The organism is Sphingobium sp. BYY-5 (assembly GCF_022758885.1).
Taxonomy (GTDB): domain Bacteria; phylum Pseudomonadota; class Alphaproteobacteria; order Sphingomonadales; family Sphingomonadaceae; genus Sphingobium.
The window spans coordinates 1,261,835-1,285,592 of sequence record NZ_JALEBH010000002.1; the positions used below are offsets into that span (position 1 = coordinate 1,261,835).

At 61.5% G+C, this 23,758-nt stretch carries 20 protein-coding genes; 7 read left to right on the forward strand and 13 right to left on the reverse strand.

Features of this window, described 5'->3' with window-relative positions; translation table 11 throughout:
- Position 1 precedes the first annotated feature (1 nt).
- Both MOK15_RS21645 and MOK15_RS21650 read left to right on the forward strand, forming a co-directional pair.
- Positions 2-979, forward strand: a complete 978-nt coding sequence (locus tag MOK15_RS21645; protein WP_242933732.1) for a glycosyltransferase family A protein — start codon at positions 2-4, stop codon at positions 977-979.
- A 56-nt stretch (positions 980-1,035) separates the two neighbouring features.
- A complete protein-coding gene (locus tag MOK15_RS21650; protein ID WP_242933733.1) occupies positions 1,036-2,337 on the forward strand; it encodes an outer membrane beta-barrel protein in 1,302 nt (433 codons plus the stop codon).
- A gap of 59 nt (positions 2,338-2,396) precedes the next feature.
- On the opposite strand, the gene MOK15_RS21655 is transcribed toward MOK15_RS21650, so the two are convergent.
- The 3 genes from MOK15_RS21655 to MOK15_RS21665 are packed head-to-tail and all read right to left on the reverse strand — an operon-like array spanning position 2,397 to position 4,983.
- A complete protein-coding gene (locus tag MOK15_RS21655; RefSeq protein ID WP_242933734.1) occupies positions 2,397-3,176 on the reverse strand; it encodes a serine acetyltransferase in 780 nt (259 codons plus the stop codon).
- Complete coding sequence (locus MOK15_RS21660) at positions 3,173-3,742, reverse strand: polysaccharide biosynthesis/export family protein (RefSeq protein WP_242933735.1); 570 nt, start codon at positions 3,740-3,742, stop codon at positions 3,173-3,175. The genes MOK15_RS21655 and MOK15_RS21660 overlap by 4 nt, the downstream gene beginning before the upstream one ends.
- A complete protein-coding gene (locus MOK15_RS21665; RefSeq protein WP_242933736.1) occupies positions 3,739-4,983 on the reverse strand; it encodes a glycosyltransferase in 1,245 nt (414 codons plus the stop codon). Before MOK15_RS21665 ends, MOK15_RS21660 begins: the two co-directional genes overlap by 4 nt.
- A 47-nt stretch (positions 4,984-5,030) precedes the next feature.
- Between MOK15_RS21665 and MOK15_RS21670 the strand changes: the two genes are divergently transcribed.
- Positions 5,031-5,579, forward strand: coding sequence for a hypothetical protein (locus MOK15_RS21670; protein ID WP_242933737.1), 549 nt, complete (start codon positions 5,031-5,033; stop codon positions 5,577-5,579).
- A gap of 44 nt (positions 5,580-5,623) precedes the next feature.
- Here MOK15_RS21670 and MOK15_RS21675 read toward each other — a convergent pair whose 3' ends face one another.
- Complete coding sequence (locus tag MOK15_RS21675; RefSeq protein ID WP_242933738.1) at positions 5,624-6,775, reverse strand: glycosyltransferase family 4 protein; 1,152 nt, start codon at positions 6,773-6,775, stop codon at positions 5,624-5,626.
- 394 nt (positions 6,776-7,169) lie between these two features.
- Between MOK15_RS21675 and MOK15_RS21680 the strand changes: the two genes are divergently transcribed.
- On the forward strand, positions 7,170-7,403 hold the full coding sequence (locus MOK15_RS21680) for a hypothetical protein (RefSeq protein WP_242933739.1): 234 nt from the start codon (positions 7,170-7,172) through the stop codon (positions 7,401-7,403).
- Between the two features lie 13 nt (positions 7,404-7,416).
- Here the strand turns inward: MOK15_RS21680 and MOK15_RS21685 are convergent, their stop codons facing one another.
- The 8 genes from MOK15_RS21685 to MOK15_RS21720 form a co-directional block, all read right to left on the reverse strand.
- Complete coding sequence (locus tag MOK15_RS21685; RefSeq protein ID WP_242933740.1) at positions 7,417-8,574, reverse strand: acyltransferase; 1,158 nt, start codon at positions 8,572-8,574, stop codon at positions 7,417-7,419.
- A 232-nt stretch (positions 8,575-8,806) separates the two neighbouring features.
- Positions 8,807-10,147 carry a DUF1552 domain-containing protein gene (locus tag MOK15_RS21690; protein ID WP_242933741.1) on the reverse strand — a complete coding sequence of 447 codons (1,341 nt, stop codon included), beginning with the start codon at positions 10,145-10,147 and terminating at the stop codon, positions 8,807-8,809.
- On the reverse strand, positions 10,144-11,859 hold the full coding sequence (locus MOK15_RS21695) for a DUF1592 domain-containing protein (protein ID WP_242933742.1): 1,716 nt from the start codon (positions 11,857-11,859) through the stop codon (positions 10,144-10,146). The genes MOK15_RS21690 and MOK15_RS21695 overlap by 4 nt, the downstream gene beginning before the upstream one ends.
- Positions 11,856-13,046, reverse strand: a complete 1,191-nt coding sequence (locus tag MOK15_RS21700; protein WP_242933743.1) for a hypothetical protein — start codon at positions 13,044-13,046, stop codon at positions 11,856-11,858. Before MOK15_RS21700 ends, MOK15_RS21695 begins: the two co-directional genes overlap by 4 nt.
- Before the next feature lie 19 nt (positions 13,047-13,065).
- The gene (locus MOK15_RS21705) at positions 13,066-13,857 is read right to left on the reverse strand and encodes a hypothetical protein (protein WP_242933744.1); all 792 of its coding nucleotides are present in this window, start codon (positions 13,855-13,857) and stop codon (positions 13,066-13,068) included.
- Positions 13,857-14,324: a cytochrome c gene (locus MOK15_RS21710; RefSeq protein WP_242933745.1), complete on the reverse strand. Its 468-nt coding sequence runs from the start codon at positions 14,322-14,324 to the stop codon at positions 13,857-13,859. Before MOK15_RS21710 ends, MOK15_RS21705 begins: the two co-directional genes overlap by 1 nt.
- Positions 14,325-14,345: 21 nt before the next feature.
- Complete coding sequence (locus tag MOK15_RS21715) at positions 14,346-15,002, reverse strand: cytochrome b/b6 domain-containing protein (protein WP_242933746.1); 657 nt, start codon at positions 15,000-15,002, stop codon at positions 14,346-14,348.
- Between the two features lie 4 nt (positions 15,003-15,006).
- Entirely contained in the window at positions 15,007-15,318 is a 312-nt protein-coding gene (locus tag MOK15_RS21720) for a high-potential iron-sulfur protein (RefSeq protein ID WP_242933747.1), read from the reverse strand.
- Positions 15,319-15,499: 181 nt separating this feature from the next.
- Between MOK15_RS21720 and MOK15_RS21725 the strand changes: the two genes are divergently transcribed.
- Together MOK15_RS21725 and MOK15_RS21730 are read left to right on the forward strand one after the other, a co-directional pair.
- A complete protein-coding gene (locus MOK15_RS21725; protein WP_242933748.1) occupies positions 15,500-16,258 on the forward strand; it encodes a response regulator in 759 nt (252 codons plus the stop codon).
- The gene (locus tag MOK15_RS21730; protein ID WP_242933749.1) at positions 16,255-17,589 is read left to right on the forward strand and encodes a HAMP domain-containing sensor histidine kinase; all 1,335 of its coding nucleotides are present in this window, start codon (positions 16,255-16,257) and stop codon (positions 17,587-17,589) included. Before MOK15_RS21725 ends, MOK15_RS21730 begins: the two co-directional genes overlap by 4 nt.
- A gap of 123 nt (positions 17,590-17,712) precedes the next feature.
- On the opposite strand, the gene MOK15_RS21735 is transcribed toward MOK15_RS21730, so the two are convergent.
- Positions 17,713-20,655, reverse strand: coding sequence for a TonB-dependent receptor (locus MOK15_RS21735; protein ID WP_242933807.1), 2,943 nt, complete (start codon positions 20,653-20,655; stop codon positions 17,713-17,715).
- 1,068 nt (positions 20,656-21,723) lie between these two features.
- Here MOK15_RS21735 and MOK15_RS21740 point away from each other — a divergent pair.
- Positions 21,724-23,730 (forward strand): TonB-dependent receptor, encoded by a 2,007-nt coding sequence (locus tag MOK15_RS21740; RefSeq protein ID WP_242933750.1) that lies wholly within the window; start codon positions 21,724-21,726, stop codon positions 23,728-23,730.
- Positions 23,731-23,758 lie beyond the last annotated feature (28 nt).

A 23,758-nucleotide genomic window follows, 5' to 3' on the forward strand; every position in this document is an offset into this window, starting at 1 on the left:
CATGACCTCACCGCGCTTTTCCGTGGTCATGCCCTTGTTCAATAAGGGGCCGCATGTGGAGGCCGCGATCCAAAGCGTGCTGGACCAGAGCTTCGCGCCGCTGGAACTGATCGTGATCGATGACAGTTCGACGGATGGCGGACGGGAACGGGTTGCAGCGATGGCTCGCCCGGAAATCAGGCTGCTGACGCGCGATACACCGGGGCCGGGTGGATATGCTGCGCGCAATCTGGGGATTGTCGAAGCCGCAGGGGACTGGGTAGCGTTTCTGGATGCCGACGATATCTGGCTGCCCGATCATCTGGCCGTACTGGCCGACCTCATCGGACAGATGCCGACGGCGGGCATGGCCGCGACGCGCTTCGATCATGTGTTCGACACCCATCGTCAGCCCCAGCGCGTGACGGCGCGTCTGGCGGAAAGTGGAGAAGCCGATTTCGGTGCGTTTCTTGCCGCCTGGCTGGACGTGCGGGAATGCCCGATGTGGACCGGGGCGATCGCGATCCGGCGCGACCTGTTGATGCGGGTGGGCCTGTTCCCGGAAGGCCGGGCGTTGCGCGGCGGCGACAAGGATCTCTGGCTGCGTTGCGCGCGGCATATGACGCTGGCCTACAGCCCCCGGGTGACGGCCGAGTTCAACCGCGATTCAACCAACAAGGTCAGCAAATCCACCTCGACCCTTGCGCCGCCCTGCCTGGTTCGAACGGCGCGTGAGATGCTCGCGGACGCGGATGCCGCCGAACGGCGACTTTTGCGGCGTCTGATCAATCAGGAGATCGGTTATTATCTGCGCTACGCGATGAAATCGCCGGGCCGGGTGGGCATCGGCATTCAGGACGTGGCCCTGCCGGAAGGGGTTCGGACGCTGGCCCTTCTGGTGGCTGTGCGCTGGATACCGGCAACTGTTCGACAGTCCGCTTACCGGCTTTTCACACGGCGGCGGATGGAACGCGGTGGCGGGTTGCTCGCCGCGCGGTGACGGGCCGGAATATCGAAGGGGGATCGTCGCTTCCCTGCACAAAACATGGAGCGCGAATGAAGTTCAGGAAATGGGCTACATGTCTGCTGATGGGGATGCCCTGCGGATCGGCGCTGGCGCAGCAATATGATCCGTTCGACCGCCTCGGCACCTTGCAGGGCAGTGACAATGTTTTCGGTCGCGACCGCAATGTCGGCGTGACCGACAGGCCCCGGCCCGATTATGCGACCAGGCCCATTCAGTTGGGATCGTGGACCATAACGCCCCAGATGGCGGTGGAAGCAAATTACAACGACAATATCTATTACACGCGCCGCTCGACCGTCGATGACATCATCATGAGCGTCAGGCCGCGCCTGACGATCGCCCGTCCTGATCCCAACCTCACAGTGGCGATCGCGGGCGAATATGAGGCGGCTCGCTATATGAACCGCACCGCTGAAAATACGGACACCTACGCATTGAAAGGCGATCTGCGAAGCGTCGTCCGGCGCGATACCGTCCTCAATCTGCGGCTGTTGCAGGCGCGCGAAGCCGAAGCGCGCTTCTCCCCGGATTCGCTGACAGGTATCGCCCGTCCGACCCGGTTCGACATTACGGAAGTCTATGGCGAAGCGGTCCATATATTCAACCGCCTGCGCGTACGCGGCACGATGGATTATGAACGGCGCAACTATCACGACAATCGCGATCGGTCAGGCGCGATCATCGATCAGGATTTTCGTGACCACAAAACTGTGACCGGATCGGCCATCGCCGAATATGCGCTCAGCCCCAGCCTGGCGCTGTTCGTGGCTGGATCGGTCAACCGGCGCAGTTATGCGGCGCGTATCGGCCCCGTGCCCGCGCGCGATTCCCGTGGATATGAGGCGGCGCTGGGCGCCAGCATGGAAATCGGCCGCCTGATGCGCGGCTCCGTCCGGCTCGGCTATCTGGATCAGGATTATAAGGACCCCATGTTCACCGATGTCAGCGGGCTATTGATGCGGGGAGAACTGGCTTATTTCGTGACATCCCTCGTCACCCTGACCGCGAAGGTCGATCGCAGCGTGGTGGAGAGCGGACTTGCCGGATCGGCGGGCTATCTGCGTACCGGTTATTCGCTGCGCGCCGACTATGAATTGCTCAGGAACCTCATCCTGTTGGCCGAACTGGGGCGTGAGAATCGCCGATATAATGGCATTGAGCGTAGCAATAGCGGGTTCACCGGGCGCTTCGCCGCGACATATATGGTCAGCCCCCGTTGGGCACTGCGCACTGAATTCAGCCATCGGGCGCAGGAGAGTGCGGGCGCCAGTGCCGGACGCACCTTCGCGGGCAATCAGGTCATGCTGAGCGTTGTCTTCAAGGGGCTTTAAAGCATTTTCTAGTCAGATGAAATCATCCGACGACTCGGAAAATGCGATAAACAAAAAACTTAGAGCGGTTGATCCGATGCAATGGGATCAACCGCTCTAGCGGAAGGGGGCGATGTCAGGCAGCCCGGAAATGCGTCGACGCAGGCCCGCATGAGGGCGTCGGGCACCATGCGGTTGATATAGCCGTCCGATCCGTCCTGCGACAGCAGCTTTGCGGGGATGCCGCCCACCACGCCCTTGTCCGGCACATCCTTGGTGACGACCGCATTGGCACCGACCGCGCTATCATTCCCCAATGTGATGCGCCCCAATATCTTGGCCCCCGCGCCCAGGAAAATGCGATCCCCGACGATCGGCGCTCCGGCGCGCGCGCCGCGATTGGTCTGCCCCAGCAGCACGCCATGCGTGACGTTGATGTTGGCGCCGACGATGGCGTCGCCATGAATATAGATGCCGCCGAAACGATTGATGAAGAAGCCGGGGCCGATCACCGTATATTCGGGGATGGCGATCCCATATTTATAGCGGCAGCGCAGCAGCAGCCATTTGGACAGCGGGTATAGCCCCAGGGCCTGAAAGCGCTTCGTTTTCAGATAGCCGCACCCGCGCATCAGCACCGTATATTTATAGCCCGGCGTGAACAGATAATGGCGCCAGAAGGCGCTCGCGTCCGCGCGTCCGGCATAGCGGAACAGGTCCGCCCGCAACAAGGCGACCAGCCCGCGCAGGCGGGGCGCGCATCCACGCAGGTGTGGCTTGGCCATTTCTTCGACCGTCGCGGGAGCAGGGAGCGCCGACGACAATGGGGCGGCGGGCGATGTCGTTGCGGGCGAGTTCAAAAGTAACGCTCCTTGATACGGATGATGTCGCCGGGCTGCACGGTAATTTCGGCGGTCAGGGGATAGATTTTCTCCTCCGCCTCTCCCGCCCGCTTGATATAGGCTCGCTTCTCGTTCGCCCGGTAGGTGAAGCCATCGGCCTTGGCGACGGCCCCGCGCACGGTCAGCCCCGTGATGAACGGGTATTCGCCCGGCTTGTTCACTTCACCCAATATATAGAAGGGCCGGAAATTCGCGACGCTGACCGTCACCTTGGGTTCGATGACGAAGTTCTTGTTCAGCGCGTCGGCTATGTCCTTCTGCACGTCCTGCGCTTCACGGCCGGCCGCCTTGACTTCCCCGATGAGGGGGAAGCCGATGGTTCCGGCTGGTGAAATCTCGAAATCGCCCGACAGGGAGGGTTCGCCGAAGGTGCTGATCCTCAGCTTGTCACCCGGCGAGAGCCGAAAGACGAACTCTTGCGTGGTTGGCGGATCATCCTTGGCGAAAAGCCTTCCGGATTGGCCCGCCAATACCAACAGCATGATCCCTAGCGCCGCCGTCATAGCGATGCGGATACCGCTCATCTCTTGATCTCCTGCAGCTCAATGGCATTGCCCGTCCGTGGATTGCCGGACGGGCGCCCCCTTTCGATCACGTCCCAATATTGGCGAACCGTCCGTTCGACGCTGAATGCGCGCGACGCTTCCAACGCCGTCTTGCCGCGCAGTTCCCGTTCGGGATCATCATGAACTTGTCGCAACGCCGCGGCGAACAGAGAAGGATCGTTGGGCGGGACGATTGTCCCTGCCGGACAATATATGGTTGCCGTAACCGAATGACGCGGCAATCCCAGCAGGATTTCCGATGGGCCGGACGGACAATTAGCCGCCACCACCGGCCGCCCGCAAGCCATCGCTTCGACCAGTCCGTTGGGAAATCCTTCCGCATTGGAGGGCAGGGCGAACAGCGTCGATCGGGCGATAATGGCGAAGGGGTTTTCAACGAAGCCCGGCAGGTGGACCCGACCCTCCAGTCCCAGGGTCCGTGCCTGCCGCTCCAGCGTCTCCCGCAGCGGCCCTTCGCCCAGAATGACAAGATCGCCATCAAGCTCCGACCGGGCGAAGGCTTCGATCAGCATGGCGAAATTCTTGCTCGGAACGAGCCGCCCGACCGCGACGATATACGGACGGGCGAGGCGCAGCACGGGCGTTTCTCCGACCATGGACGTGATCGCGTCATGATCGACCGGATTGGGAATGACCGTCATATGGTCCGGCGAGACGCCGAAATTCTGGGCGAGATCGTCGGCCACGCCTTCGGAAACCGGGATGACATGATCGGCCCGGCCATAGAAGAGCCGCACCAGCGCTTTGCCTGCCCATCCGCCCGCGCCGAAATGGACGGAGGTGTTGACGCGCTCGCTGATGATGCAGGCGGCCGGACGGCCACGGGTCGCGATGACGTTCGCGACATTCGACCGGGTAAGGAAACTCAGAACCGCATGGGGACGGAGCTGGGCCACCAGGTTGCGCAGGGCGATAGCGCTCGGCAACAGCCGACCACGGCAATCGAGTTGGACGAGATTGACGCCGGGCGGCGGATCATAGGCCATTGCGGTCCGATCGAGCAGGGCCAGCGTGATGGGATGGCGCGGGTATAGATCAACGGATGCGCGCACCAGTGTCGCCATCACCCGTTCCGCGCCCCCGCCTTCCAGGGAATTGATGACGAACAGCATCCCGGGGCGGATTGCCCCTGTCGGCTCGTGGGCGGTTCCTTCCGTCGCGGGCGGCAGCCGGTTCATGGCGTCACGCTTGTCGCGCACCGGCGCGGCGTGAGAGGTTGCCCTATCTTTCGGACGTGACGAGGGCCATGATGATACTCACACGCCGCAGCTTCGCTCTGGGCATTCTGCCGTCCGGCCTGCTCGGCCAGCATTTGCTGGCTGCGCCCCGACCGGCTGACGCTCCGTCCCACAATCGTCCCGATGAACGTGTCGTCGAACTTGGCGAGGGACTTGCGGTCCATACGCGCTGGACATGGCGCGACAATGGCTGGGGCAGCAGCAATGCGGTGATCGTCGAACATAATGGCGACGCCCTCCTTATCGAACCCTTCGCATTCCGATCCGCGATCAATGTTTCGATGGCGCGTTTTCCGGCCGTGCGATCGCTGCTGGTCCTTGACGCACCAGGGCCGCATATTCAGCGGATCGCCGCTGGGCACGCGGTTGCGCTCCTTCCAGCTCTGCCTGGCCGTCCCTATCATCTGGGCAACATCGGCATCCGCCTTGACGATCGCTCGCCCGGCGTCCTGATCGAGCGATCGGGCGCTCACCTGGCCTTCGCTCCGCAAGCGCCGGCGCGGACGATCGGTTGGATTCCATTCAGCGGTGCCCTGGACGTGCGCTTTCGCGCATGAATAGCGAAGCGTAGCGCCCGATGAAGAGATGAAGATGGCCCGGCTCAATCGCTGACGCCTGGCTTGACGGCGTCGAGCAGGGGAGGTGCGGCCCGGCTCATGACTCCCCGATAAACGATCGCGGTTTCCATGGCCGATCTGTCCCAGTCGAACCGGCGTCGAACTCGTGCGACATCGCCGACAAACGCATCGAACGGCCCTTCCAGCATCTGTGCGAGCCGGGATATGTCGCCGGCCGGAAAATAACTGGCTTCATCAAGTCCGATGTCGCGATTTGCCGGAATGTCGCTGAGTACCATCGGCGCGGAACAGGAAGCGGCCTCAAGCGCGGCGATCGGCAGGCCTTCATGATAGGAGGGCAGGACGAAAAGCGCGCAATGCCCGTAAAGCACTTTCAGCACATCATGCGGCAGAATGCCCGCAAAGATGATGCTGTCGCTCGCCTGATCAAGCAACCCTCGCGCATAGGGTGAATCATGATCCGCGCCGCCCGCGATCAGCAGCTTGCGCGCCGCTCCGGTCCCGCTCGCCCGAAACGCCTCTATCAGGTCATGGAAGCCCTTTTCGGGCACCAGACGCCCCACGGCAAGAATGAAGCCCCTGGGTTCCAGGCCGAGGCGCCGCAGGATATCCTCCGGCTCCTCGATCCCGTCGGGCAAATGGGGCGCACCGTTGGGGATATAGACGACCTTGTGCGCGTGCGAAGGAAACAGGCGTTTCAGGTCGTCCGCGATGGACGGAGCCACGGCAATGACCTTGTGCGCCCAGATCAATGAAGACCGCTCGCCAATCCGCAGCACCAGCTTTGCGATTCGACCCCATTTGGCGCGCTGATAGTCCGCGCCATGATGCGTGACGACGACCTTCAGTCCCAGCAACCGCGCCAGAGGCGACAGCAGCGATGGACCGATCGCGTGGATATGGATGGCTCGCGCTCGCCGGATAAAGGCATAAAGGATGGCGATGAATGTGGAGGCTATGGCCTCCAGCGAACGTTGTTTGGGGGATGGCAGCGGGACAAGCCGGATATCGCGATAATCCCGCACGTCATTGTCGACATACGGTGCGCGGCAAAGGACGGTGATGTCCAGATCAGGGTTCTGCGCCTTGATACGCGGCAATAATTCCTCACAGTGACTCTCGACGCCGCCCATCACGCCGGGAATCCCTCTAAGTCCGGTAACATGTATCTCCATGGCGTTCGTCCCCTGTTAAAGACGCCAGCTCTTTCTTCCGGGACGATGCTTCGCGCTCCCGGAGACGGACAATATGTCCCCCAGATATCCTTTGTTGATTGTTGATCTTTCGACCGAAGCCTGTGGTTGGCCAACTACATGAGAAGCATAGCTAATAGTGATCGTGTAAGAAACCGCTCATGCTGTGCTGCAACAATCTGCTGGTCGGATTTAGCCTTCGCCGTACCGTAATTTTCCGAAAACCGTGGTTCGTTGATCTTCCATTCATCAAACCTGCGCCAGAGTCGCGCGACCGCAGGAAAATAATCGTCATACGCCTGGAGAATATATTCTACTGGGCGATTCGATCCTTGCGGGGAATGGTGCGGCAATGACGTGTTGGAGTTGAAGAATAATGCAGATCGACGGTTTGGATGGGTCGATATCGGCCGGGGGAAATTCCGGCACATCCGGCGCAGATGCTGCGCAGAACAAGGCAGCGGAAAAGGTGCATATTGCAGGCTCGACCATCGCGACGGCCGGTATCGCGGCCGTGCTCGTGGTTGTCGCCATACCTGTGTCTCTGGGGCTGATGACGTCATGGCTTGCGAAGGCGGTGGCACGCAAAATGAGTGGAAATCAACGCTGACGGCGTTCCGATCTCATACCCCTTCGGCGGGGGCGACGGTGGTCGCAACTTCCCTGACGCCGCGATAGCGTTCCTTCGCCCATCGGTTGATCGGCTCCTCAAGCCAGCGATAGGATATATAGGCAAGCGCGATCGTCACGGGCAACGATAGCAGGAGCAGGGCCAGGAAGGCGGGCTTGCTGGAAGCCAGGCCCTGGCGTTGCAGCAGGACTGCCCAACCGATCAATATGGGCAGGTGCAGAATATAGAAGCCATAGGACACCTCGCCCATGGCGACGAAGGGGCGCCAGGCCAGAATATGCCGGGCAACCGCAAAGGGGCGCCATCCGTCGAGTGTGCAGATAAGAATCGTGGCCACCCAGATGATCGGCGGCAGTGCTGAGAGAATCTCGCCCGCGCGCGCGGCGAGCAGCACGATCAGCCCGCCGATCACGAGCAACAGGTCGGGGCGATCGGCGATCCTGGGCATATGGATGGCGGTCAATATTCCGATGATGAAATAGGTAAGCGTCATCGGCAGGAAGGAAGGCACCTGGGGATAGATGTCGCCGAACAAGGCCCGTCCGAACAAGGCCAGACCTATGATCGCGCAAAAGGCGATCGGCCTGCCGCGCGGATTGGAGAGAATGGCGACGAGGAACGGCGCCACGATGTAAAATTGCACCTCAAGCGAGAGGCTCCAGGCAGGGGCGTTGAAGGCAAGGGCCGAACCATAGAGAATGCTGTCCGGAATCGCGCCATGGACCAGGAACAGATGGGCGATCAGGTGCTGACCGAACTGATCAAATTCTCCTTGGGTGCGATGGGCGATGCGGGCAATGTCGCCCGCCTCACCTCCGCCGAGCGCCGTGAGCAAGCCGGGATAATAAGCCGACGTCATCAAGCCGAGCAGAAGACCCACAAGATAGACGGGATAGAGACGGAAGAAGCGGCGGGCAAAATATTGGCCATAGGTCGACCGGCCATTGAGGAGCGTGGTGCCGATGGCGAAGCCCGACAGGATCATGAACACGCTGACGGCCATGCTGCCATTGGCGATGAGGCCAAGGATGCCATGGTCGGGAAAGCCGACCAGGAACAATATGTGTGTCAGATAGACCCAAAGAGCCATGAAACCGCGCAGACTGTCGAGTTCCACCAGCCTGCTAATGCTCCGCTCTGCGTTCGGCATCGCCCACCTCCGGATGCGTAGCTTGTTCATATCGCTATCGGAGGGGGCAGGGGGTGGCCAGCCACGCCCGCAGGCACGCACCTTGATTTGTGCACCGCCGAACAAGGGAAGGCGCTTCAATCGGGATGAACCGATGGAAGAGCAGGGAAAGAGCTACGTACGAGAATGATGGCCTTTCTGGCGCTGGCGTTTGAGGAAGACGGGGGTTTATCGGAAACGAGCCGGGTCGGCGTTAGACGATCAAGCCCGGAATAATCTTGTTGGTTTCCAGGCTGCCCGTGCCCCAGCGGTCGACCGGCACGCCCATAGCCTGTTGTAGGGTCAGACCTACCCGGCTGACCGGCGTGCCATCGCCGGTGAAATATTGCCCGGTGTGGATGCGCCCGCCCGCCGATCCTGCCGTCATCATCGGGATATTGTCGATGGTGTGGAACTTGGCGAACTCGGTCTCGCTGTGGGCGAAGACCAGGCTGTTGTCGAGCAGGGTGCGGTCTCCTTCCTTCATCGCGTCCATCGCCTTGATGAAATAGGTCCAGGCTTCCATGCATTTGTTGACGTAGAAGGTCGCCTCCGGCTGGTAGCCTAGCCGATTATCCAGCACCTCCTCATGGGTCAGTTGATGATGGGTGATGGTGCTGCCGATCCGGGTCAGCGATGACGCGCCATTGTTGAAGTTCATGTTGAACAGCCGGACATTGTCGCACGCCATCGCCATGACCAGCAGATCGGTCATAATCTGGTGATTATGCATCACATTCTCGATCTCGGCATTGACCGGCTGGTCGGGCACCTTGGGCGGCACGATGCAGGCCTGCATCGGTTCGGGCTTGGTCAGTTGCACGTCAAGCTGGTTTTCCAACTGCCGTAGCGAGGTGAAATATTGGTCCAGCCGCTGCCGGTCCGCCGCGCCCACACGCGCTTCCAGCGCCTGGCGCTGGTCCACCACGCCCGACAGCACGCTGCGCCGCGCCATCACCGCCGGATCGGGGGTGAAGGTCGCGCTGTTGGGATCGTGGAAGCCGGGGCCGAACAGCCTGGTATAGAGCGCGGCGGGCGATACTTCGGCCGGATTGAGATTGCCGTTGCCGCGCCCCGACAGCGAATTGCGCGGATCGCCGGTCGCCGACAACTCGATCGACCGGAAGCGCGTGCGTGTGCCGATGACATCGCCGATCGATACGTCGAAGGACGGACCAGGCAAGCCTCGGTCGGATTCGATCGCGATCCCGGTGCGGATGCCGATGCCACCGCTGATATGCGGCAGGTTGGGCTTGCCGTCCAGCGGCAGCGTGAAGTCGCCCAATATGTTGACCTTGTGCTTGAGCGCTTCGATCGGTGCCAGCTCCACCTTCAGTTCATAATCCTTGCCGGCCGCGCCGGGAAACCAGCGTGGCGGATTGACGCCCAGTCCCCAGAACCAGGTGCCGAACCGCACCGGCATTGGCGCGCCGGTCGCGGCCATCGCCGTGCCGTTGCCGTCGAGGAAGATGTCGAGCAACGGCAGGCCCACGGCGACGGCCATGCCGTTGACCATGCCGCGCAGCGCGCTGCGGCGATTGAAGGGGAAGCTCATGGCTGATCTCCTGATCGGATATGGGGGCTGGTCATCATCGCCACCTGCGGCTTGGGCAGCGGCGTCATGGGCACGCGATAGGCTTCGGCCATGGTCGCCACCTGCAGGAACAGCGCCTGGATGCGATATCCGTTGGCGGCAAAGCCCTGCTCGATCGCCATTGCGGTTGCGTCTTCATCCGCTGGCGTCCGGCCGGTCGCATATTGGAAGGCGCGGCCCGCGACGCATTCGGTGGTTGACTTGCTGGCCGCCAGCGCCTTGCCCAGGCCGACATTGCCCTGGAAGGCTGTACCCTCAAACACGCCCGCCGTATCGATCGGCGCGCCATTTTCCTGCCCGCGGAAGGCGCCAATGCCGTCGAACCGTTCCAGCGGCAGGCCCAGCGGGTCGGTGATCTTGTGGCAAGCGGCGCAGACCGGGTCGCTGTTATGCGCGTTCAGGCGGATGCGCGCGGTCGGCATCGCCTTGTTGGTGACGTCCTGCACCGCGGTGAAATTGACGTTGCCGGGTGGATTGGGCACCGGCTGGCACAGCAATAGCTCACGGATCGCACGACCGCGCAGCGTCGGCGAGCTGCGCCCGGAATGGGAATAGAGCGCCAGGAATCCCGCCTGCCCCAGCAGGCCGGCACGGTCGTCGCCTTCGGCAAACTCATAGGGCACCCAGCCTTGGCTGCTGGCGACTTTCGTCTGGTAGAGCGGCCCCAATGCCCGGTTGATGAAGGTGTGCCGGGTCGTGAACAACAGGCGATAATCGCCCTGCCGCGTCACCAACTGGTCGACGATCATGCGTAGCATTTGTTCGGATAGGGCGGACGCCACGTCGGGGTTGAAGCGGGGGTAGACGATCTGGTCCTTGGCCATCTCGTCGAATTTCTCGAACAGCAGCATGTCGGCGAAGAAGGCGCGAACGCCATCCTCCAGCCGGGTCGACCGGACCATGCGCTGGGCGATTGCCGACAGTTCGGCCGGATCGGTCAGCTTGCCCTCATCCGCCGCGCGCAGCAGCGCCTCGCCCGGCGTGGTGTTCCACAGCAGGAAGCTCAGCCGCGCGGCGCGGGAGTAATTGTCCAGCCGCATCTCGCCGGGCGCTTGCGGATCCGGCTCGGCGCTTTCGATGATGTAGAGGAATTGCGGCGACACCAGCATGGCCGCCAACGCCAGTTGCAGCCCGTCATAGAAGCTCTGATCCTGTCCAACGCCCTTGCCCGCCATCATGACGAAGGCGGCGATTTCCTGCTGCGTCATCGGCCGGCGGAACAGGTAGCGGCCGATCGGCACCAGCGTGCGCGCGGCGCAATCCGCATCGGGTGCGGCGGCACTGCGCGGGGCGCAGGGAATGAATTGCGCGCGTCGATCCTCCGCGACAATCTGCGCCGCGATGTTGCGCGCCATCGCGTCGAACTGTTCAAGGCCCGCCGGTGAGATGGTCGACACGCTCGCCCCGGTGGCGATCAGTTCATGGACTGGCCGCACGATCGGTTCGAAGCGTCCGGCAACCTTGATGTCTGGACCGAAGATATCGGCGACGCTGTTGCGATATTGCGCCTCGGTCAGGCGGCGCATCCCGACCACTTGCCCCAGCGGCGCTTGCAAGGATGTGAGATTATGGTCCGGCGATGCGGTCTGCGGCACCTTCTCGGTGGTGCAGGCGGCCAGCGTCAGGCCGGCGAGCAGCGCCCAATATGGGCATCTGGTGACTATCCCGCTCATCGCTGCGCCACCTTTGCTTCGGGCAGCCGGTCGTTGATGAAGGCGGGCACCGCCTCTGCTTCGATCCCGCTCGAAATGCGGCGGCACTGGCCGGTCGCGGGATCGCGATCGCCATCGGCCATCGCCTTCAACGCGGCATACATGGCGGCGCAGTCATAGCCCGCCGTCGTCGCTGCGCCCTCACCCCCAACCGAGGCGCTGGCCATCACGTTCCAGATAGGCTGATAGCCGCCGACAATCCCTTTCAGCGACCCGTCCGGCTGAAATTCCAGGCGCAGCCGCGCCCTGGTGAAATCATATTCGTTGCGCCGCCCGCGAATGTCGCGCTCCGACCCCTGTCCCCAATTCTGCTTCAGCCGGATATGGGCAGGCTCGGTGGTCAGCACGCCGTTGCGGATGCTGCCCTTCAGCAGGTTGCGATGATCGGGATTGGCAGTGACCGTATAGCTGGCGCCGCGAATGAAATTCTGCCGCGAATCCACCACCGCGCGATCCTCGCTATTGGCGTAGATCACGGTCACGTCGGGATCGTCGACCAGACTGTCGACCCCGGTCAGCAACAGCACCTGGCTATGTTCGCCGCTAATCAGGAACTGGGTAAGGCCGCGCACGATGTCACCGCCCATGCCGTCCACCCCGCGCCAGGTCCGCACGCAGCCCATGGCCCGCCACATCTGGTTGTCGATGCCCTTTTCTCCCGTCGGGCCATCGAAATTGGTGTGGCGACAGGTGTCCGCTTCGCTGTCGCCATCGCCCGTTTCATCGTCCAGATTCAGCCCCTTGGCGATCTTGCCCTGCACCATGCGCTGGGGCGGGCGATCGAACTTGTCGGGATGGGTGCAGATGTTGATATTGTCCGGGCCGAAAGCATAGCCATGCCAGCGTGCGGTTAATTCCTTCTCGTTGGATTTTTCCAGCAACCGCGCCCGCTCGCCGACCGGTTGGGTTTGCAGGTAATTTTCACGCAGGGTTGCGGCCAGCCCCTCTGGGCAATCTTCCTTGCCCTGGTAGATGGCGGGCGCGAAATGGGTGAAGACGAAGCCCATCTCGCCATTGGCTGGTGGCGCGGGCAGGGCGGCGGTTGCCACCTGTTTCGTAACGTCCCCGCCCTGCGCAGCGACCGGTGCCGCAGTCAATGCCGGCAGGGCGATGGCGGCGACCCATGACAGCTTTCTCCGCATGTTCATCCTCTCTTCTCCTTGACCGTCAGGGCGTAAGTGGCAGCGCATCGGTGGGAATGTCCGCCGGATCGGCACCGTCGATCACGTAGACCGGCCGATCGCGATACACCCATTGCGCTCGCTCCTCGTCCTGGCGCACGCTCCATTGGCCTGTGCCACGACGCACCAGCCCGGCGGGAAAGGCGCGCCATTGTGCACAGGTAGCGCCGCAGTGCGCAGCCCTGGGGCTGACCAGCAGGTCGCCCTGTCCGTCGACCAGCAGATAGCGTCCCTCCACCAGGCGCGGCGCGACATTTGCGGGCGCGGTGATCCTGGGCAGGGGCGGCACATATTTCAGGCTGTTCCAGGTGAGGCCGTCCTCACCGTCATGCGCCGCCGATCCCGGCTGTTCGCCAATGCGGGTGAAGACGAGGTTCACGCCCTTAAAGACCCATTGCGGTCCTTTCGGTCCCTGCATGACGACCCAGTCGCCGTTCGGTTTGGACGCGTCCGCCGCAGATTTTTCACCGCCGAACTGGGGTGGGAGCGGTACGACCATGGCTTTGGCTGGCGCCATCAGTGGTTCCCATTGTGTCAGGCAATCACCCGAACACCATAGGGCTTGACGCCCGGTCCGGCCGGTGACGGCACGCATATCCATGCCATAAAGCGTGCGCCCATGGGCATCGACATAGACGCTTCTTGATCCCGCCTGCTTCACACTCACGCCGGGGGGCAGGGGATCGCCGCTCGCTGCCTCCAACGGCAAATCCGCAGCCTGCGCCCATAGTTCGGCAGGCTGGACCAGCATCAGGATGGCGATGGCGTGCCGGATCATCAGCGCCGCTCCTCGACGCGGAAGCTGCGATGGCAGGTGCCACAGCTTTGCCCCAGCGCTTTGGCCGCTAGCCGCATCCGCGCGATGTCGCCGCTCTGCGCCATGGTGGCGAAGGTGTTGGCCTGCGCCGCGAAGCCGTCCTGCGCCGCCTTGAACGCGGCGGCCTGGCTCCAGATTTCCGCCTTGGCCGCGGTCTTCACGCCCGGTCTGGGACCGCTGCCCGCCGGGAACCAGCCTTGCTGCTGGCGCGCATAGTCGCGGATCTGGCGTGCCGAGATCTGGATGACATAGGTTTGTGGCGTGGTCGATTTCAGTTCGTCATTGATGTTCTTGAACGCCGCCCCGACCTCGCGGAAGCCGGCGATGCGGGTTGCGATGATATCGCCGGGGGCCGCTGCCAGCGGTGTCGCGCATAAGGCGGCCAGCAGGGTGAACAGGGCGGTCGGGCGCCGGGCGTCGCTTTTCATGTCATCCCTTCCTTTCCAGTTTCAGAGCATCGGGTCGGCGAAGACCCACCAGGCGATCACGCCCGACAGGGTGACGGCGATCAGGAAAGTGACCGCCCTGGCGCGTCGTACAGGCACGACCGCCTCGCTCGCGACAGCCGTTCGGCCGGTCAGCATCGCCCCGATCAGGTTGCGTCGCCGCGCCAGCAGGTAGAAAAGCACCGCCGCCACATGCAATCCGATCAGGATTTGCAGGATGGTGAAGCTGGTCGCGTGGATCGCGGCAGCCAGCCGCCCTTGGTCGAAATCGACCAGATGCGACAGCGGCCCGGATTCGATCCCGTCAATGTCGACCGCGAACAGACCGGTGCCGAGTTGCACCATCAGCAGCAGCAGCATCGCGATCACGCTCCATCCGCCCAGCGGATTATGGCCGACCGGCGCGACCCCGCCCGCCAGATAGGCGCGGATGGCGCGTGGACCCTTCAGGAGATAGGCAAAGCGCGCTGATCCCGAGCCGACAAAGCCCCAGATCAGGCGAAAGACGACCAGGAACAGCACGGCCTGGCCCGACCAGCGATGCCAGTCCATATGATAGGTTTCCGCGCTCCACCAGGAAAAGCCCAGCAACGCCACCAGCAGCCAGTGAAACAGGCGGATCGGCAGGTCCCAGACGAATTGACGGGCGTCACTTATCATCGGTTCAGCCCTTCTTCGCCCAGGAATCGCACAGCCCTTCGGCCGGGACGATCCCGCCGCTCAGCAGTGCGCATTTGCCGCAACCGGGCTGGGCGGCGGTGAAGAATGCGCAGACGCTACAGCGCTTGGCTGCATCGGCCGACGGCGCCCGGAACCCCAGCGACTTGCGCATACTCTTCTGCGCGGCGGACAGGCTTGCGGGATCGACGCATTCGGCGGCATTACCGATCCCCGTAAAGCCGATCGGCAGCATCGCCAGCAAGGTCAGCGCCGACCGGCGGGTCCAGACATGATCTTGATGTTTCGCTGCCGGCACGCGGGCCGCTCCTCTTCCCTGTTGGCCCGGTCTACCCGGCCGTCTTCTTGCCCCGGCTATAGCAGCGGCTCGTCGGTTTAATTTGTCAGCGCCGACAAAATTGGCGCAGAATAATTCCGCGCTTTGTGTCCGGTTTGACAAAATCCAGCGGAGGGCGACCGCTAGAAAGGGCGCAGAACGGATGAAGGAGAGGCAGGTGGCGGCCATGGCGGCGGAGGCGATCGATGCGTCGGAACAGACCCATATCCTGATCGTCGACGACGATCCTTCGCTGCGCACTCTGGTCCGCGCCTTTCTGACACAGGAAGGTTATGTCGTGGCGGAGGCGGAGGATGCCACGGCGCTGCGCCGGCTGCTCGACCGGCAGCGGGTCGACATCCTGATCCTCGACGTGATGATGCCGGGCGAGGACGGGCTTTCGATTGCCCGTTCACTCGCCGGGAAACAGGACATCGGCATCATCATGGTCTCTGCTCTGGGGACCGAGGGCGACCGGATCACGGGTCTGGAAATGGGGGCAGACGACTATCTGCCCAAACCCGTGTCGCCGCGCGAACTGCTTGCCCGTGTTCGCGCACTTCAACGCCGTCGTCGCTCTGCTGCCGAAACGCGCCTGGCATCGATGACTCATTATCATTTCGAGGGGTGGAGGCTCGATCCGGTACGGCGCGTGCTGCGCGATCCGGCCGGGATCATCATCAGCCTGTCGGAGGGGGAGTTTGCCCTGCTGCTCGCCTTCATCGAGCATCCTCAGAAGATATTGACCCGCGACCATTTGGTGGAACTCGCGCGCGGTGTCGACGCCGATGTGTTCGATCGGGCGATTGATACCCAGGTCAGCCGGCTGCGGCGCAAGCTGGGAACCCGCGCCGGGGGCGACTTGATCCAGACGGTACGCAGTGAAGGCTATATCTTTCAGGCTGCGGTGCGGCGCGGATGAAGGCGCGCTTCCTGCGCTGGGCCAATTCGATCCACGCCCATCTATTGGCGCTTACCCTGGTCGTCATCCTGACTCTCACGGCTTTCAGCCTTTTCTTGCTATTATCCCTTATCCCACCCGAACGGGTGCCGGTGTCTGTCTATGAGATCGCCCGCATCTTGAAGAAACAGCCGCTGCTGCGCGAAATCCCCGTGGTGCATGAAAAGCGTCAGGCGGCCGCGCCCCTCCCGCCGACCGACCCGGCCGAACGGTTGATATCGGCACTGCTCGCGCGCCAATTGACCCTGCGGGCCGATGATGTCCGCGTCCGGCTCGATCCGGGCGATCGCGAACGGCTTGGCCAGTTTTTGCAGGAAATGCAGCTTTATGGCTCCGACGAGGCGGCTGACCCTTTCATCCTGGGCACCTTCACCGCTGCGGTTCGCCAGCGCTCGGGCGAATGGCGGCTGGTGACGCGTGAGGCGCGCGGCGGCCAGTCGCTTTGGCGGCTGTTCGGGCAGAATGCCTTCCTCCTGGGCCTGTTGCTCGTGATCCCGCTCAGCCTATGGTTCAGCGTCCGCCTGTCCCGCCCGATCCGAGCCTTCGCTGCTTCGGCGGAACGGCTGGGGGCAGGGATTGAGGAACAGCCCATCCCGGTTGAGGGACCAAGCGAAATCCGGATGGCTGCCCAGTCTCTCAACGAGATGCAGTCGCGCATCGCCCGCTATGTGCGGGAGCGGACTTCGGTGGTGGGTGCGATCGCGCATGACCTGCGCACGCCACTTTCCCGCCTGCACTTCCACCTTGCCAGCGCACCGGCGTCGGTCCGGATGGCGGCGGAGGATGAAATCCGTCAGATGGAACAGTTGATAGGTACGACGCTTGATTTCGTCGATAATGAAAGCCGGCCGCGATCAATGGACCCGCTCGATTTGGGGTTGCTGGTGGAAGGCCTGGTTGACGACTTCGCCGACATGGGTCGCGATGTGGTCATGACAAAGGGTGAATCGATCACGATCATAGGTGATATGCTTCTATTGAAGCGGCTCTTCACCAACCTGTTCGACAATGCGATCAAATATGGCGATCGCGCTTGGGTTACTGTCCAGCGCATCGATGATATGGCGATTGTGGACGTGATGGACGATGGGCCGGGCATGATGGACGAGCAAATCGCCCGCGCCTTCGAGCCCTTCTATCGCGGGGAGCCTTCACGCAATCGCAGCACCGGGGGGGTAGGTCTGGGCCTTTCGATCGTCCAGTCGGCGGTACAGGCGCATGATGGCATGATCGCCCTGACTTCTTCGGTTGGCGGAGGCTTGCGCGTCCGAGTGCAATTGCCGATTTTATAGGGTGAAGGCTGTACGTCGCCTCGGTGGAGACCAACGGTTCACTGTCTTGGGTCGGCGTCCCCCGTTGGCCGGCGGCGGGTCACAAGGCTGGGCCCGCCGCCGCCATCATTGCCGAAGGGAAGGTCAGTAATTGACCTTCACGCCGACGCGGAAATAGCGACCCAATATGCCTTCGCCACCCTGTACCGGGTTATAGGCATGGGCGCCGTAGGTGATGGTGTCGATCGGCGGCAACCGGTCAAACATGTTCAACATATTGGCATAGAATGTGAAGTTGTCGTTCACTTTGACCTGCGCATTCAGGTCGAAGGTGACATAATTTTTCACCTTGCAGGGCAACGAGCCGTCATCCAGCCCGCAATCCTTGTAGTCGGTGCCCTGGTCCATGGCCGAAAGATCATAGCCGCCGAAGAAATTGACCGTGTTGCTGATCGCGAACTTACCGAAATCCAGCGTGTTGAGCCAGCTACCATGCCATTTGGGCGTGCCCGAACCCGCCGTCAGGTTGAAGTTGCCGAGCGTGCCGTCATAGCGCTCCACCGTGCCATCTGGGAATTTGGTTTCCAGCCTGAGGATATAGCTGGCTTCCAGCGAACTGGTCCAACGGATGCCGTCGGTGATCCCGATATCGGCGTTGGCGGCGAAGTCCAGGCCTTCCGACTTGATCGTATTGGCATTGATGAAGCCCGACTGCACGAAGGCGACACGCGGCGTTCTGGTATCACCCGGAGCGATCGGCACGTCTTCAATGACGTTATAGCCTTCGGGGATCGGCTGGCCTGCATAATAGGCGATCAGTGCAGGGGCATTGTTCGCTGTCGTGATGGCGCCCGTCTTCTTGATATTATAATAATCTACCGAGAAGGACAGGCCGCGCATCGGTTCGACCAGGATACCGGCGGTGAAGCTGCGCGATTTTTCCGGCTTCAAATTCTGGTTGGCGAGAGAGGTCTGCCCATAGGTGCCGTTCCGAATATAGGCCGGACAGGTGCTGAACGTGGCTACCGTGCAGCCATATTGCGCCAGATACTGGTCGTTGAATGCGCTTGCTGTATTGCTGACGAAGCCCGTTGTCGGGAAAGTCGCGTTGGCTTCGCCGAAGCTGGGGATGCGGAAGCCGCGCGAATAGGTGCCACGCAGTACAACCTGCTCGATCGGTTTTACTTTCACGCCGACCTTCGGCGAGAAATTATCGATACCACCGGAATAGCGGTCATAGCGGCCCGACGCATTGATTTCGAGTTGTTCGAAGATTGGCGCATTCAGTTCCGCATAGGCCGAATAGACGCGACGGTCGCCCTTCACGGCAAAGCCGTTCAGGCGATAATAGCGTTCGGTCCCGCCGTTGATGTCGGAATTGATACTGGGGGAGTCGATCGCTTCATAGCGAAACGACACCCCCAGGCCGAGCTGCAAGGGGCCGCCCGGCAACTCCATCAGGCTGCCGCTGACAACCGCCTGCGCCTGAACCATGTCCGATGTCGACGTCGATGTCGCGGTCGGCATCAGATAATCCAGCGTCGCCTGGCTGTTGGCCGCCGGATTGACGAAGTTGAAGCTGCCGTCGGCGATTACGTCCAGCAGGTGCTGGATATAGACATAGCCGTCCGACTTGCGGCGCAGGTCCATGTGCATGGCCGTCGCATTGACGTCATAGGTCCAATTGTCATTGATCGGTCCCTTGATGCCGATCGCACCGCGATAGGCGCGGGTGCGCGATTCATCATGCTCGATCGAGTTGGGCAGGCGACCGATGATCGCGGCATTCTGTCCCTGCGCGGCATAGGGATTGTTCGGGTTCAGCGTGCCGTTCGCCGCAGTGCAGGCCACGGTCGTACCGCGCGGGCAGACATAGACCGGCAGTTGCAGGATGTTATTGTTACCATAGTAGGCGACGTTGCCCGACGTGCTGTAGCGCGGGAAGTAGAAGGGCGCCGGCGCATTGGCGCGGATCGTGCTCGGCAGGCCGTCATAGGCGACCTTGGTCTGCAGGAAGTTGAATTCCGCATAGGCTTCGCTGCTATCGCCCACGCGGGCGGTGAAGCGGCCCGAGAAGCCATAGCGTTCGATATCCGGGTTGATGACGCCGTAATTGTTGGTGATATCTTCCTGACACACGGTAGAAGGCGCCGTCGGATTGTCGGCCAATTCATCGGCTGTCAGAGTATAGGGGTTGCTCCGGTTGCAGCCCGCCGTCGGATTGAGCATTTGATAGGCGCCACTCTGCGTGCCGTCTGACGCAGCAGCGGGACGGACGAAGAAGGTGCTGCCCGTATTCGTTACGACTGGGCTGAAACCCGGATAGGCGCCATTCCCATCCAGTCCATCGACGATATTGTTCGGACCGCATGTACCGTCATGGCAAATGCGGCGATAATCGTCCGTGTTGAAGGGATAGGGACGCTGGCTGTTCTTCAACTGCTTGCTGTTGTAATAGAAGCCGCTGACATAGGCGTTATAGCCGTTATCCTGCAGATCGCCGGTGCCGGCCGTCAGCGACAGGCGATATTGCGACCCGTCACCCCGGCTGGATATGCCCGTTTCGGCGCGACCGGCAATACCCTTGAAATTCTTCTTGGTGATGATGTTGACCACGCCCGCGATCGCATCTGCGCCATAGCTGGACGAAGCGCCGTCCCGCAAAACTTCGACATGATCGACGATATCGTCGGGAATGGTGTTGAGATCGACGAAATTGCGGGTGCCGTCATCCGAAAGCGGATAATAGGCCGCGCGCATACCGTCGAACAGCACCAGCGTCGAATTGGTGGACAGGCCGCGCAGCGAAACGGCGGACGCGCCGCCCGCAAAGGCGCCATTGGCCGAAAAACTGTTGGTGAGGGCCGGGCCATTATTGGAGGCCAGACGCTGCAACCCGTCTTGGATCGTGCTGACGCCGCGCTTGTCGAGATTTTCGGTGCTGACGACGGTGACAGGAGACGGGGTTTCCGTATTGGTCCGGCTCAGGATCGATCCGGTGACGATGATCGTGGCGCCTTCGTCGGCTGCCTGCGGCGACGCTGTCGTGGTGGATGTCTGTCCCTGGGCGAACGCAGGCGCCGCTATCAGCGCCAGGCCAAGGATGGCGGGCGCGGAGCCCGCACGCAATGATGCAGCGATGGAAATTTTCTTCACGGTTCAATCCCTTTCCCGATCGGCAGCTTTCTGCCCGATTGATGCCTACGCACCATGGAAGTGTGTTTGGTGAGGGATTGGTGCGCCTCCTTGGTGCGGGCTGTAAAGCGGGCCAACTTTCCAAGATTACAATTAATTTCCGTCCGTTACATTGTTACCACACTGTTGCGATAGTGAAATATTCAAGCAATATCGCGGCTTTGCGGGCGCGGAGTGCGGCCAATCGTTTCCCTGTTGCGATCGATGGATTTCATGAATTTTCGGTAACATGAGCCGCTGCTAAAAATCTTGCACCGGGTCTGCATGATCATAGTCGGCACTATATGATCGTAGCATTGTAACTTTCTGTAATGGAACGTTGCCGGCGACCTCGCTCATTCCGATCATGATGGTGTCGCGTTCGTATCGATCCGATTAGCAGGCGATCATCCAGAATGAGTGCGGCCGCGTGGATGTCATGCCACAGGAATGTGATAACATTACAATATCGTAATTTGCGTCGATCCGACCATTCCCTGTAGCTGAAGTCTGACCCTTGTTCGGAATCTGCAATTTGAGACTATTGGATCGCTCCAATTTTAAGGGAAGTCGGACCAGCATCCTGGCGATAGTCATCGCCCTGATCCTGCTTGTCTCGAATATATTGGCGATCCAGGTCCATCGCGAGATCGGCCATGATGCTTCGTCGCAAAGCGCCGCCGGCCGTTTGCATCAGCCATCTCTTGCTAGCGTGGCGACCAGCCATTGCCTGTTGTGCGACCCGGCTACGCAAGTTGATCCGCTTCTGCCGCATCTGGCGGAACCGGTTGGCTCCCGATCATCCGCATCGGTCCGGCAAGACAATGTTCCGATCGAGCGGACCGATGTCGTGCCGGTCAGTCATGCCTGGCGTAGCCGCGCACCACCTGCGGAAAGTCCTCGCACGGCCTGACACCCGCTATGTGGGTATGGAGCCTGTGCGGGTGGTTGGACAGATATCCCCTATCCCCGGAGTGTTTCATGCGCACCATGCTCTTTGCCAGCGCGGCCGTTATTGCCTGTGCCTCTTCCCACGCATCCGCCGAGGATGCGTCTCCCTCCTCATCCACGACCGGCCCCGGCGTGAACATCATCGTCACCGCATCCCCGATCGCGCACGATCGTGACGATACGCCCTCCATCGTTGCGAAAGTCGATGCCGACCAAATCCGGCATCAGGGCGGCGCAACCATCTCCGATGCGCTGGCGCGCGTGCCGGGCATCGCGGCCAGCGGCTTTGCTACGGGCGCCAGCCGGCCCATCATTCGCGGCCTGGACGCCAATCGCGTCCGGATATTGGAGGACGGCACGAGTGTGTCCGACGTTTCTGATATCGGGCCGGATCATGGCATTCCCATTGATCCCCTGGCGGCGCAAAGCATTGAAGTGGTGCGAGGAGCCGGCACACTACGCTATGGCAGCCAGGCCATCGGCGGGGTCGTCAACGTGATTAACAATCGCGTGCCGGGCGCCCTATCCAGCCATCCGATTTCCGGGGAACTGGAAGGAAGCTATGGCAGTGTGTCGGACCTTTGGCAGGGGGCAGGGATGCTTGATGCCTCCCTTGGCCAGTTCGCCCTGCATGCCGACGGTTTCGTCAGGGACGCCGGTGACTATGACACACCGCTGGGTACGCAGCAGAATAGCTTCTTCCATGGCCATGGTGGATCGCTAGGCGGATCCTATTTCTTCGGTTCGAACAATGACAGCCATATCGGCGCGGCCGTGACGCAATATGACGCCAGATACGGCATACCAAGCGACAGCAGCTATATCGACATGCGTCAGACAAAGGTTATGACCAAATCCTCCTTCGCATTGGGTGATGGGCTGCTCAAATCCCTCAGTCTGGACGGCAGCTATGCCGATTATGCGCATGATGAAAAGGACCCGGACGGCACCATCCTCACCACCTTCAAGAACAAGGAATATAACGGAAGAGCCGAATTGCTTTTCAACCGGATCGGCTTTGTGGATAATTCGGCGTTGGGCGTCGAATATCAGCACCGTGATTATTCGGCATTGGGTGATGACAGCAGCTATCTATTCCCATCGACCATGGAAAGCATTGCCGGCTATCTCTTCGCTGACACCAGTGTGACCAACCGGCTGCATCTGGAAACCAGCGGTCGGGTCGAAAATGTGAAGATCAACGGCACTCCCGCATCCGACTTGTTCACAAAACGCGAATTCACGCCGCTCAGCGGTGCCGTCGGTGCGCTCTACACAGTTAGTCCAGCCATCAAGCTTGGCCTGACCTTCTCCAGCACCGGACGCGCGCCTGCCATGGCTGAACTGTTCGCGCGCGGAGGACATGACGGGCCTGACACCTTCGAGACCGGCGATCCCTTCCTCAAGATGGAACGCGCCAATTCGCTGGAGGGCACGTTGCGCGTTCGGAGCGGTGCTTTCCGCTTCGATGGTAGCGTCTACAGCAGTTGGTTCCACAATTATATCTATGGCGACCTGACAGGCAGGACTTGTGATGATGACGGTGTTTGCGCGGTGGATGGCGATGGCGACTTGCGTGAACTGAACTATCGTCAGCAGGATGCCCATTTCCGTGGCTTGGAAGGCGAAGCCAGCTATGATCTGGTCAAGACCGATCACGGCACTTTCCGCTTCAATATATTGGGGGATTATACGCGCGCGACGCTGCATGACGGTGATAACGTGCCCCGGATACCGCCTTATCGCATTGGCGGCGGATTGAACTGGTCGGGCGATCGCCTCGACGCCGGTTTCAACCTCATCTATGCGGGGCGGCAGGACAAGGCTGGCCGGTTCGATACATCGACCCCATCATATGTTTCGCTCGACGGTCAGGTCGCTATCCGTCCCTTCCCCCAATATCCGGGCGTCGAACTGGCCATTGTCGGTCAGAATCTCACCAATGACGTCCAGCGGCTGGCGACAGCGTTGAACAAGGATGACGTCGTCATGCCGGGCCGGAGGATCATGGCCACGTTGAAACTGGCCACATTCTAACCTTGCGGTTGTCGTTCGGCCTGGATGT

Coding starts and splice junctions, on each gene's coding strand:
- MOK15_RS21685 (WP_242933740.1), bottom strand. CDS start 8,574: ATGCCGAACGCAGAGCGGAGCATTAGCAGGCTGGTGGAACTCGACAGT.
- MOK15_RS21680 (WP_242933739.1), top strand. CDS start 7,170: ATGCAGATCGACGGTTTGGATGGGTCGATATCGGCCGGGGGAAATTCC.
- MOK15_RS21705 (WP_242933744.1), bottom strand. CDS start 13,857: ATGATCCGGCACGCCATCGCCATCCTGATGCTGGTCCAGCCTGCCGAA.
- MOK15_RS21675 (WP_242933738.1), bottom strand. CDS start 6,775: ATGGAGATACATGTTACCGGACTTAGAGGGATTCCCGGCGTGATGGGC.
- MOK15_RS21725 (WP_242933748.1), top strand. CDS start 15,500: ATGAAGGAGAGGCAGGTGGCGGCCATGGCGGCGGAGGCGATCGATGCG.
- MOK15_RS21695 (WP_242933742.1), bottom strand. CDS start 11,859: ATGAGCGGGATAGTCACCAGATGCCCATATTGGGCGCTGCTCGCCGGC.
- MOK15_RS21690 (WP_242933741.1), bottom strand. CDS start 10,147: ATGAGCTTCCCCTTCAATCGCCGCAGCGCGCTGCGCGGCATGGTCAAC.
- MOK15_RS21715 (WP_242933746.1), bottom strand. CDS start 15,002: ATGATAAGTGACGCCCGTCAATTCGTCTGGGACCTGCCGATCCGCCTG.
- MOK15_RS21650 (WP_242933733.1), top strand. CDS start 1,036: ATGAAGTTCAGGAAATGGGCTACATGTCTGCTGATGGGGATGCCCTGC.
- MOK15_RS21645 (WP_242933732.1), top strand. CDS start 2: ATGACCTCACCGCGCTTTTCCGTGGTCATGCCCTTGTTCAATAAGGGG.
- MOK15_RS21740 (WP_242933750.1), top strand. CDS start 21,724: ATGCGCACCATGCTCTTTGCCAGCGCGGCCGTTATTGCCTGTGCCTCT.
- MOK15_RS21670 (WP_242933737.1), top strand. CDS start 5,031: ATGATGATACTCACACGCCGCAGCTTCGCTCTGGGCATTCTGCCGTCC.
- MOK15_RS21730 (WP_242933749.1), top strand. CDS start 16,255: ATGAAGGCGCGCTTCCTGCGCTGGGCCAATTCGATCCACGCCCATCTA.
- MOK15_RS21660 (WP_242933735.1), bottom strand. CDS start 3,742: ATGAGCGGTATCCGCATCGCTATGACGGCGGCGCTAGGGATCATGCTG.
- MOK15_RS21710 (WP_242933745.1), bottom strand. CDS start 14,324: ATGAAAAGCGACGCCCGGCGCCCGACCGCCCTGTTCACCCTGCTGGCC.
- MOK15_RS21700 (WP_242933743.1), bottom strand. CDS start 13,046: ATGAACATGCGGAGAAAGCTGTCATGGGTCGCCGCCATCGCCCTGCCG.